Below are 8,640 nucleotides of genomic sequence, written 5' to 3' on the forward strand. Positions count from 1 at the left end.
CGTTACCCGGTGGTTCTGGTCAGCGTTTTGTCGTCGAGGGTGTAGAGCGTGCCGGTGTGGGGGCAGCGGGCCTGGGCCGGGCCTTGCAGGGGCAGATCTAGCTGTTCGCCGAACTCGCTCATCCAGCCGATCTGCTTTGCCGGTACACCGACCATCAGGGCGTATGCCGGTACGTCCTTGTTGATGACGGCTCCGGCACCGATGAAGGCGTATTCGCCAATCGTCACGCCGCAAACGATGGTGCAGTTGGCCCCCAGCGTGGCGCCCTGCTTGACCAGGGTGTTGCGGTATTCGCTTTTGCGCTCGATGAGCGAACGCGGGTTGTATACGTTGGTAAACACCATGCTGGGGCCGCAGAACACGCCTTCTTCCAGCGTGACGTTGTCGTACACGCTGACGTTGTTCTGCACCTTGCAGTGGTCGCCAATGGTGACTTTGTTGCCGACAAAGACGTTCTGCCCGAGCGAGACTCCCTTGCCGATGCGTGCGCCGCCGCACACATGGACGAAGTGCCAGATGCGGCTGCCTTCGCCAATTTGTGCGCCGTCGTCCACGATCGCGCTGGGGTGGATGGTGATCGCAGTCATGCCAGGCGTGCCACAAAGGGATGCACTTCCCCGGCCGTGCCCGCGATGGGCTGGGCAGAGCGGATGACGTTCACGGTTTCGATGCAGTGGCGTGCGTCTTCCAGCCCATAGCCGCGGCCTGCCAGAATTTCCTGGTAGCTGGTGGTGTGCAGCTCGGTAAAACCTTCGGAAAACTCCAGTTGCTCGCCGCTGATGTCGATGCTGCGGAAAGTGGGCTTTTTACCTTTGACCTCGTCGGGCAGGTCATTGGCGTCGATCGACAGGAACCAGCGCACACGGGCGCGTTCGTATTCCAGATAGCCTGCGGCCTTGTCGGCAGCGCTGTAATGCACGACGTTGCGCTGCAGCTTGCCAAAGACGAAGTGCAGCATGTCGTAGAAGTGCACGCCGATGTTGGTGGCTACGCCGAAGGATTTGTTTTGATCGCCTTTCCAGCTTTCCATGTACCACTTGCCGCGGCTGGTGATGTAGGTCAGCTCCACGTCGAATTTGCGATCGGCAGGCGCAGCAGCGACTTTTTCGCGCAGTTTCAGGATGGCGTCGTGGTGGCGCAGTTGCAGGATGTTGAAAACACGTTTGCCGGTTTCGCGTTCGACCAGGGCCAGTTCGTCGATCAGCGCCGGGGTGGGCACCAGGGGTTTTTCGCAGATGACGTCGCAGCCCAGGCGCAGGCCCGCGGCAATATGGGCGTGGTGCAGGTAGTTGGGCGAGCAGATGGCGACGTAATCCAGCGCAGTGGCCGGGTTGCGCTTGAGCTGGTGGGCGTATTCGTAAAAGCGCTCGAATTGCGTAAAAAACTCGCTTTGGGGCGAGATGCTGTCGATGATGCCGACGGAGTCGTTGATGTCGTAGGCGACGGCCAGGTGGTTGCCGGTGTCTTTGATGGCTCGCATGTGGCGTGGAGCAATGTAGCCGGCAGCGCCGATCAGGGCGAAGTTTTTCATGAGGAATACCTGAGGATTGTTAGAGGCGGAAGACGTTGAAGCCTGCTGCGGCCAGCATGTGGCGGTCGTACAGGCTTTTTACGTCGGCCAGCACCGGGCTGTTGCCGCGCGTGAGGGCCTTGAGTTGTTCGGGAGAGAGGGCGCGGTACTCGTTGTGCCCTACGGCAACGATCAGCGCATCCACGGGGTGGTCTTTATCGATGATTCCCAGGGGAATGCCGTATTCGTGCTGCACCTCGGCCGGGTCGGCCCAGGCATCGGCAACGATGACTTCGGCCCCCCAGGACTGGAGTTCACGCACCACGTCGATCACTTTGCTGTTGCGGATGTCCGGGCAGTTTTCCTTGAAGGTCATGCCCAGCACGCCGATGCGGCAGCGCGGCACGTCCATGCCGGCTTGCAGCATGCGCTTGATGGTGTTGCGGGCCACGTAGCGGCCCATGTTGTCGTTGATGCGCCGGCCCGCAAGGATGACCTGCGGGTGATAGCCCACCTGCTCTGCCTTGTGCGTGAGGTAGTACGGGTCCACGCCGATGCAGTGGCCGCCCACCATGCCGGGGCGAAAGGGCAGGAAATTCCATTTGCTGCCGGCGGCTTCCAGCACGTCCAATGTGTCGATCCCCAGGCGGGCAAAGATGACGGACAGCTCGTTCACCAGGGCAATGTTCAGGTCGCGCTGGGTGTTTTCAATGACCTTGGCGGCTTCTGCTACCTTGATGCTGCTGGCCGGATGCGTGCCGGCGGTGATGATTTGGCGGTACAGCGCATCCACTGCCAGGGCTGCTTCGGGGGTGCTGCCGCTGGTGATTTTTTTGATGGTGGTGAGCGTATTGACCTTGTCGCCAGGGTTGATGCGCTCGGGGCTGTAGCCGCAGAAAAAATCCTGGTTGAATTTCAGGCCCGAGGCTTTTTCCAGCTCAGGGACGCAGATTTCTTCGGTTGCACCGGGAAATACGGTGGACTCATAAATCACCACATCCCCTTTTTTCAGCACGCTGCCGACGGTTTGGCTGGCCTTGACCAGAGGGGTGAGGTCGGGGCGATGGGCATCGTCCACAGGTGTCGGTACGGTCACGATGAAAATGCCGCAGTCACGCAGGTCGTCCAACTGGCTGCTGAAGCGCAGATGCCGGGCGGCCTTGAGCTGTTCGGGGCTGCATTCCAGTGTGTGATCCTGGCCCCCTTGCAGTTCGGCCACGCGGGTCCGGTTGATGTCGAAGCCGATGACCGGGCGGTGCTTGCCAAATTCAACGGCCAGGGGCAGGCCGACATAGCCCAGGCCAATAAGGGCAATGGTTGTGTTGTTCAGGTTCATGATTTTTTGTTGGAAATTCAAATACGGCCCAAGCGCTCCCGCTGATAACTGCCATCCTGCACCTGTCGGCACCAGGCGAGATTATCCAAGTACCAGGCCACCGTCTTGCGCAGGCCGGTATCGAAAGTCTCCTGCGGCACCCAGCCCAGCGCCTGCTCGATTTTGCGGGCGTCGATGGCGTAGCGCAGGTCGTGGCCGGGGCGGTCGGCGACGAAGGTGATCTGCGCGGCGTAGCTTTGGCCGTCGGCGCGGGGGTGCAGGTCGTCCAGCAGGGTGCAAATACTGCGTACCACGTCGATGTTGCGCTTTTCGTTGTGGCCGCCGATGTTGTAGGTTTCGCCCACTTGGCCGTGCGTGACGACGGCGTAGAGCGCCCGGGCATGGTCTTCGACGTAGAGCCAATCGCGGATTTGCTCGCCCTTCCCATACACCGGCAGGGGCTTGCCCTCTAGAGCATTTAGGATGACGAGGGGAATCAGCTTTTCCGGGAAATGGTAGGGGCCGTAGTTGTTCGAGCAGTTGGTCACCAGCGTGGGCAGGCCATAGGTGCGCTGCCAGGCGCGGACGAGGTGGTCGGAGCTGGCCTTGCTGGCGCTGTACGGGCTGCTGGGGGCGTAGGGGGTGGTTTCGGTGAACAGGTCGTCCGTGCCGTGCAGGTCGCCGTAGACCTCGTCGGTGCTGATGTGGTGCAGGCGGAAGGCGGATTTTTGGGTGCCCTCCAGCCCGTTCCAGTACGTGCGGGCGGCTTCCAGCAGGGTATAGGTGCCGACGATGTTGGTCTCGATGAACGCCGCAGGGCCGTCGATGGAGCGGTCCACATGGCTTTCGGCGGCCAGGTGCATGACGGCGTCGGGCCGGTGCTGGGCAAAGATGCGGTCAAGTTCGGCGCGGTGGCAGATGTCCACCTGCTCGAAAGCGTAGCGGGGGCCGGCGCTGCATTCGGCCAGCGAGCCGAGGTTGCCGGCGTAGGTGAGCTTGTCGACATTCACCACGCTGTCGGGGGTATGGCGGAGGAGGTGGCGAATCAGGGCCGAGCCAATAAAGCCAGCGCCGCCAGTGACCAGGAGTTTCATAGGGATGTAAGTAGCTGCTGACGTATTCTGCTCGCAAGCAATTAACGATTGTAAACAGCGGGGCCGTGGCGCTGGTCGGGCGGGTTGTTTGTGAAAAGCACGTTCGTGCCAATGGTGCGTACCAGCTTGGCTACACTTACGCACCGCCCCGGATGGGGTTTTATTTTGTGTCGCTATGTATTCTGCTGTCATCACGGGCACCGGGCTGTACCAGCCGCCTTTCACGATCACCAATACCGAGCTGGTCGAAGCCTTCAACCGCTATGTGGATTTGCACAATGCCCGCCATGCGCAGGCCATCGAGCGGGGCGAGCAGGCGCCGTTGCAGCATTCGAGCGTGGAGTTCATCCAAAAAGCCTCGGGCATCCAGCAGCGCTACGTGATGGAAAAAAGCGGCATTCTCGACCCCGAACGCATGTTCCCCCATTACCCGCAGCGCGGCGACGATGAACTGTCGCTGATGGCCGAGATCGCCGTGGCCGCTGCGCAGCAGGCGCTGGCGCAGGCCGGGCGCACCGGGGCGGACGTGGACATGGTGCTGTGCGCCGCTTCCAACATGCAGCGGGCCTACCCGGCGATGGCGGTGGAAATCCAGCAGGCGCTGGGCGCCGGGGGCTACGGGTTCGACATGAACGTGGCCTGCTCGTCGGCCACGTTTGCGCTGGAGCAGGCGGTCAATGCCGTGCGCTCTGGGGCAAGCCGTTGCGTGCTGGTGGTGAACCCGGAAATCACCTCGGCCCACCAGGAATGGCGCGACCGCGATTGCCACTTCATCTTTGGCGACGTGTGTACCGCTATCCTGATCGAGCGGGCCGATGCTGCCGTGGCGGCCGAGCGCTGGGAAGTCCTGAGTACCCGGCTGGCGACGCAGTTTTCCAACAACATCCGCAACAACTTCGGTTTCATGAACCGTTGCGAGGACACCGACCCCCAGGCCCGCGACAAGACCTTCCGCCAGGAAGGGCGCAAGGTGTTCAAGGAAGTGGTGCCGATTGCCGCCGCCCACATCGAGGGCCATCTGGCACAGCTGCAATTGCAGCCCGATCAGGTGCGCCGCTACTGGCTGCACCAGGCCAATGAGGGGATGAACCAGCTCGTCATCAAAAAACTGGTGGGCACGGCCACTGCCGACCGCGCTCCGCTGATTCTGGATACCTTTGCCAACACGGCCTCTGCCGGCTCCATCATCGCTTTCCACCAGCACCGCGCCGACCTGCAAGCCGGGGACGTGGGCGTGATCTGCTCCTTCGGCGCAGGCTATTCGGTGGGCAGCGTGGCGGTGCGCAAGCAGTAAGAGCGTGTTCCAATAAAAAAATAGCTGCTACCGCTGGTAGTTATTGGGTTTCAATATTGAATATTTCTGAAATCCAATAATAATCAGCGGTAGCAGCTATTTTATTTGAATCAATTAAGCAAGAGTCTCTGCTTGCACGGCCCTGGCGGCGACACGCGCTGCGGCCAAATCCCAGGCGCCGGTGCCGACGCTCTTGAAGACAAAGGGGCCCGCGCCGCCGGGGCCGTCTTGCATGAGCGAACCCAGCGAGCGCACCCGGCGCCAGTCGATGCCCGCACGCAGCAGGTCGCCTGCCTCGTGGCGGGCGCCTGCCGGGTCGTCGGAAAACAGCACGCTGCCATCCAGCGTGGTTTTGCCGATCTCGGCCATTTCGGGTTTGAATGCGCCCACGCCGATCACCAGCCGCCCCGGCCTGGCGGGTTCGTTATAGATCGGCTCGGTGCTGGTCGTGACCGTGATGACCACGTCCACGCTGGCGGGAATCGCCTCGGGGCAGGCGGCGATGTGCGGGTGGACGGGGCGCAGGCTGTCGCTGAAGGCCGCGGCCGCTTGCGGGCTGCTGCCGCGCACCCAGATTCGGGCCTGCGGGTAAATCGTGGCCAGCGCCTGCACGTGGTAGCGGGCCTGTGCGCCGGTGCCGTACAGCAGGATTTCCCGGGGCGCAGACGTTGCCAGCTCGCGGATTGCCAGCAGCGTGATGGCTGCGGTGCGGCGGCCCGTGACCTCCGGCCCGTCCAGGGCAAACAGCGGCTGGCCGGTGGCGGCATCGCACACCGTGACCGTGCCGTGAATGGTCGGAATGCCCAGCCTGGCGTTTTTGGGTTGCACAGTCACCAGCTTGTGAATCCCGATGTCGGCGGCAGTCGCCGGCATGCTCAGCAGCACGCCGCCATCGCCCAGCGGCACCACCATGCGTTCGGGGCTCAGGATCTGCCCCTGCGCATATTCGCCAGCGGCCACGGCCAGTGCGTCGATGACGGTTCGGAAATCCAGCAGCTCGGCCGTGCGGGCCGGGCCGAACACGGTCATGCCGTGGCTGGCGGCGGGTTTTTGCAGCTCGGGGAAGGAGGGCATGGAAAGACTTTTTGCTAACGGACGGGGGAGAGGCATCTCCCGGGTACTTTACCGCCCCTCGGGCGGAGGGTTTTGTGGCGGGGCGGAACGGGGATGGGGCCGGTACAACCGCACCCGGTTGCGCCCTCGGTTTTTGGCCTGGTACATGGCGGTATCGGCGCATTTGGTCAATTCGGCTTCGGTGCGGCCATGTTCGGGGTAGAGGGCGACGCCCTGGCTGCTGGAAATTTCCAGGCGGTGCCCGTCGATCTCGAAGGGCTGCTTGAGCGCGAGGTGGATTTTCTGCGCCACCTGCATGGCGCTGGAGGCATCGCGCACCCGGCTGAGCAGGATCAGGAACTCGTCCCCGCCGATGCGGGCCACGATGTCCGAGCCGCGCACGCAGGCATTGATGCGCGTGCCCACGGCGCACAGCAGCCGGTCGCCCACCAGGTGGCCGCAGGTGTCGTTGACGGGCTTGAACTTGTCCAGGTCCATGTAGATCAGCGCCATCGCATGCTGGTCGCGGTCGGCAAAGGCGCGGGCTTGCTGGAAATGCTCGCTGAACAACGAGCGGTTGGCCAGCCCGGTCAGGGCGTCGTGCTGGGCCATGTGCGCGATGCGCTCCTGCTGGCGCTTGCGCTCGGTAATGTCGCGGGTGATGCCCTGGAGCTCGATGCGCTGGTTTTCCGGGTTGTGCATCAGGTGGCAGATCACCTCGGCCCAGAGCGTTTGGCCGTCCTTGTGGCGCAGCTCCAGGGTGATGGTTTCATGGCCCCCGCTGGTGATGTCGCCTGCCTTGAATCGGGGCAGGCCGGGCTGCACGATGCGCTCGATGGCTTCCCGTGCGCCGGGCAGGCCGTTTTGCAGCACCTCCTCGGCGCTGTAGCCGAGCAGGGGCTGCACGGACGGACTGACGTAGCTGAAGCGCAGGGTCTCCACGTCCACGGTCCAGATCACGTCCTTCATCTCCTCCGTCAGCATGCGGTAGCGGCTCTCGCTCAGGCGCAGCCGGGTCTGGGTGCTGCGCAGGCGCTGGTTGGTGCGGTAGATGTAGACGATCACCACGATGCCCAGCAGCACCAGCATGGCGGCGCCGACCAGTGTGCGGGTCAGCGCATTGCGGGCCTGCTGCAACTGCCGATCCTTGGCGCTTTGGAACAGCAGGGGTTGAACGTCGAAGCCCGGCGGCACCAGGCCCAGGCGGGCATAGGTGGCGGCAATCTGCTGCCAGCGCTCCCGGGTCATGTAGCCCACTTCGACCAGGTCGGGCTGCATGAGCTGGATGATCTGCTCGGCCTCGAACTCCAGGAAGGCACGGCTCAGGTCGGGGGCGTAGTCATGCAGGATGAGGTCGATCACTTCCTCGCGGTGCGCCAGCGCGTACTTCCAGCCACGCACGCTGGCGTCCCAGAAGGCGTGGGCCAGCGCGGGCCGGCTGCGGGTGAGGACTTCGCTGGCAAACAGGTTGTCGCCGTAGAAATCGATGCCCGTCCGGCGCGGCGTGTAGATGTGAAACGGCACGCCCAGCTGGTTGAGCTGAAACGGTTCGTAGCTGGAATAGCCGGACATGATGGCCACCTTGCCGCTGGCCAGATCGCGCACGTCGCCGCTGTGCGGTAGCAGGCGCAGCGTCTTCGGGGAGATGTTCTCCTCGGCCAGGTAGGCCAGCAGCTCCCCGGCGGAGGCTTCCAGCATCGTCGGCGGGTTGCCCTGTTCGCGCAGCAGGTGCAGCGGCTTGTCGGCATGGGTCAGCAGCACCTGGGGAGAGTGTTGCAGCACCACGCCCAGCACCTGCACGGGCAGCCCGGCGGCGCGGCTTTGCACCAGGCCGCTGGTGCCGATGCCGAAGTCCGCCTGCCCTTCGATCACGTCCTGCACCGGGTCGGAATCGGGGGTGCCGGGGCGGATGTCCACTTCCAGCCCGGCCTCGCGGTAATAGCCCTGCTGCTGCGCGGCGTAGTACCCGGCGAATTGAAACGCATGGCGCCACTTCAGTTGCAGGCTTACTGCCGTTGCTGCATGGGTCGGGCCTGCGAACAGGCCGGGCAGGGACAGCAGAAAGCAGGCCAGAAGAGTCGCAGGGCGCATACGAGACAAGGGGGGAGGGGCGGACAAAGCCGATAATTCTAATTATTCATACATAAATGTTAATAATTTTTACCTATCAATTGACTCTGGGAATGCTATACAGACAGGCTATGGGTCTGCCGGTTGGCGAGGTTTTCCAGGGGGCCGGGGCTTAGATGTTTGATCCCAGGTTTTAATGGTGCAATCTTTTCCCTTGAATGGAAGGAAGCGCTATGGGCCAGGTTCTGCACGGGAGCGCCAGGACGACGGAGGCAATCCGTCGAACAATACAAAATAGTCAAGA

Annotated in this window: 7 protein-coding genes; 1 reads left to right on the forward strand and 6 read right to left on the reverse strand. The window is 62.9% G+C overall.

The window, feature by feature from the left end; translation table 11 throughout:
- Positions 1-2: 2 nt before the first annotated feature.
- From wbpD to rfbB, 4 genes are read right to left on the reverse strand one after another with little or no spacing between them, the layout of a single operon-like run.
- Positions 3-587, reverse strand: coding sequence for a UDP-2-acetamido-3-amino-2,3-dideoxy-D-glucuronate N-acetyltransferase (gene wbpD, locus ACFO3A_RS06500; RefSeq protein ID WP_377724983.1), 585 nt, complete (start codon positions 585-587; stop codon positions 3-5).
- The gene (locus ACFO3A_RS06505; protein WP_377724985.1) at positions 584-1,531 is read right to left on the reverse strand and encodes a Gfo/Idh/MocA family protein; all 948 of its coding nucleotides are present in this window, start codon (positions 1,529-1,531) and stop codon (positions 584-586) included. Before ACFO3A_RS06505 ends, wbpD begins: the two co-directional genes overlap by 4 nt.
- Positions 1,532-1,550: 19 nt before the next feature.
- Positions 1,551-2,846, reverse strand: coding sequence for a nucleotide sugar dehydrogenase (locus ACFO3A_RS06510; protein WP_377724987.1), 1,296 nt, complete (start codon positions 2,844-2,846; stop codon positions 1,551-1,553).
- A gap of 17 nt (positions 2,847-2,863) precedes the next feature.
- Positions 2,864-3,919 carry a dTDP-glucose 4,6-dehydratase gene (gene rfbB, locus ACFO3A_RS06515; protein ID WP_377724989.1) on the reverse strand — a complete coding sequence of 352 codons (1,056 nt, stop codon included), beginning with the start codon at positions 3,917-3,919 and terminating at the stop codon, positions 2,864-2,866.
- A 175-nt stretch (positions 3,920-4,094) separates the two neighbouring features.
- Between rfbB and ACFO3A_RS06520 the strand changes: the two genes are divergently transcribed.
- Positions 4,095-5,213 carry a beta-ketoacyl-ACP synthase III gene (locus ACFO3A_RS06520; RefSeq protein ID WP_377724990.1) on the forward strand — a complete coding sequence of 373 codons (1,119 nt, stop codon included), beginning with the start codon at positions 4,095-4,097 and terminating at the stop codon, positions 5,211-5,213.
- A 114-nt stretch (positions 5,214-5,327) separates the two neighbouring features.
- Here the strand turns inward: ACFO3A_RS06520 and lhpI are convergent, their stop codons facing one another.
- Together lhpI and ACFO3A_RS06530 are read right to left on the reverse strand one after the other, a co-directional pair.
- Positions 5,328-6,287, reverse strand: a complete 960-nt coding sequence (gene lhpI, locus ACFO3A_RS06525) for a bifunctional Delta(1)-pyrroline-2-carboxylate/Delta(1)-piperideine-2-carboxylate reductase (protein ID WP_377724992.1) — start codon at positions 6,285-6,287, stop codon at positions 5,328-5,330.
- Positions 6,288-6,335: 48 nt separating this feature from the next.
- Complete coding sequence (locus ACFO3A_RS06530) at positions 6,336-8,384, reverse strand: diguanylate cyclase domain-containing protein (protein ID WP_377724993.1); 2,049 nt, start codon at positions 8,382-8,384, stop codon at positions 6,336-6,338.
- Positions 8,385-8,640: the final 256 nt, after the last annotated feature.

Source organism: Comamonas nitrativorans (genome assembly GCF_042654765.1).
Lineage (GTDB): Bacteria > Pseudomonadota > Gammaproteobacteria > Burkholderiales > Burkholderiaceae_C > Comamonas > Comamonas nitrativorans.

Excerpts from the sequence above, each read along its gene's own strand:
- wbpD (WP_377724983.1), bottom strand. The coding sequence starts at position 587 with ATGACTGCGATCACCATCCACCCCAGCGCGATCGTGGACGACGGCGCA.
- ACFO3A_RS06505 (WP_377724985.1), bottom strand. The coding sequence starts at position 1,531 with ATGAAAAACTTCGCCCTGATCGGCGCTGCCGGCTACATTGCTCCACGC.
- ACFO3A_RS06510 (WP_377724987.1), bottom strand. The coding sequence starts at position 2,846 with ATGAACCTGAACAACACAACCATTGCCCTTATTGGCCTGGGCTATGTC.
- rfbB (WP_377724989.1), bottom strand. The coding sequence starts at position 3,919 with ATGAAACTCCTGGTCACTGGCGGCGCTGGCTTTATTGGCTCGGCCCTG.
- ACFO3A_RS06520 (WP_377724990.1), top strand. The coding sequence starts at position 4,095 with ATGTATTCTGCTGTCATCACGGGCACCGGGCTGTACCAGCCGCCTTTC.
- lhpI (WP_377724992.1), bottom strand. The coding sequence starts at position 6,287 with ATGCCCTCCTTCCCCGAGCTGCAAAAACCCGCCGCCAGCCACGGCATG.